Genomic DNA, 1,238 nt, shown 5'->3' on the forward strand with positions numbered 1-1,238 from the left:
CGGCGTCGCAGGTGGCCCCGGAGACGACCTGCGGCGGCAGGCCGCGCACCGGACGTCCGCGGCCGTCGATGAGGCCGGTCTGGCGGGCCAGCGCCTCGCCGTCGCGGCTGACCCGCACGAGGTAGTGGGCGCTCTTGCGCAGGCCCGAGCCGCCGCGCAGCATCGCGATCTCGCTGTCGTGGCCGTAGACCTCGTCGATGTCCTTGCGCAGGCGGCGGGCGGCGGAGCCGGTGTCGAGCTCGGCCTCCACGACGATGCGGCCGGCCGCGAGGTGCAGGCCGCCGGCGAAGCGGAGCATCGAGGAGACCTCGGCCTTGCGGCAGCAGGCCTTCGTGACGTTCGTGCTCGCGAGCTCGGACTTCACCTGTGCGGTCATCGCCATGCGGCTACCACCTTCCGGTCGCCCCGCGACCCCTGTCGTCCAGCTCGTCGAAGATCCGCCGGAACGCCGCCGCGAGGCGCAGCGAGTCGTGCTGGTCGGACTGCGGCGAGGTCGCCACCGGAGCCCGCACGAGACGGCCTCCGAGGCCCTTCACCATCGCGTCGAGACTACCGGTCTCGTCAACGACCCGGTCGTCGGCCAGGACGACGTCGACGTCGAGCTCGGGCGCGTGCGCGGCCAGGACCTCCAGGTGCGTCTCGGCGGTGAAGCCGTCGGTCTCCCCCGGCTGGTTGGCCAGGTTGAGCACGAGGACGCGCTTGGCCGAGGTGCGCACCAGCGCGTCGCGCAGCTGGGGCACGAGCAGGTTGGGCAGGACGCTGGTGAACCACGAGCCCGGACCGATGACCACGTCGTCGGCGGCCAGGATGGCGTCGACGGCCTCGGGGCAGGCCGGCGGGTCGGACGGCTCGAGCGCGACCGACACGACGTCGCCGTCGGTCGAGGCGACCTCGACCTGGCCCCGGATGGTGGTGATCTCGTCGGGCCGCTCGTGCAGCTTGACCTCGGCGGTGATCTCCATCGGCACCGACGTCATGGGCAGCACGCGGCCCTGGGCGCCCAGCAGCTGGCCGACCAGGTCGAGCCCGGCGACGTGGTCGCCGAGCCGGTCCCAGACCGCGGCGATGAGGAGGTTGCCGACGGCGTGGCCGTGCAGCTCGCCCTCGGTCTGGAACCGGTGCTGCAGCACGTCGGCCCAGGTGCGGCCCCACTGGTCGTCGCCGCACAGGGCGGCCAGCGCCATGCGCAGGTCGCCGGGCGGCAGGACGCCCAGCTCGGTGCGCAGCGGCCGGACGAG

2 protein-coding genes are annotated in these 1,238 nt (G+C 73.9%); both read right to left on the reverse strand.

Translation table 11 applies throughout. From position 1 onward, the window contains the following. Positions 1-382 (reverse strand): DNA-binding protein WhiA (whiA, locus tag AC2W7G_RS16665; RefSeq protein ID WP_485869421.1); only part of this gene is annotated, 382 nt, incomplete at its 3' end. A 4-nt stretch (positions 383-386) separates the two neighbouring features. Next, a partial coding sequence (locus AC2W7G_RS16670) for a gluconeogenesis factor YvcK family protein (protein WP_485869422.1) occupies positions 387-1,238 on the reverse strand: 852 nt, incomplete at its 5' end.

It is taken from the genome of Aeromicrobium sp. PFPM2_SD2, from assembly GCF_057364525.1.